Here is a 277-nt window from a genome sequence, read left to right on the forward strand (position 1 = left end):
GCCACGCGCCGAGCTGGCCCTCGATGCTGGCCTTGCGCTTGAAATGCAGGCCCCGCCAGGTCGCGGCCATCATGGCGGGCGTCTTCTCGGGATTGTCGAGGCGGGTGGTGAGCAGTGTCAGGGCGTGCCGCAGCGCCGAGCCCAGCACCACGCCCGGATCCAGGCCCTCGTGCCGGAAGCGGCGGTAGTCGCGCTCCACCGCCTCGCGGCGGCCGTCGAAGGCGGCGTCGATCAGGGTGTTGAGCACGCTCGCCGCGACGTCGCTGGTGACGGCCTC

1 pseudogene is annotated in these 277 nt (G+C 72.6%); it reads right to left on the reverse strand.

The window, feature by feature from the left end:
• A pseudogene (locus KZZ06_RS20625) lies at positions 1–277 on the reverse strand (hypothetical protein); the annotation flags it as partial.

This window comes from Sulfitobacter sp. CW3 (assembly GCF_019392245.1).
GTDB lineage: Bacteria > Pseudomonadota > Alphaproteobacteria > Rhodobacterales > Rhodobacteraceae > Sulfitobacter.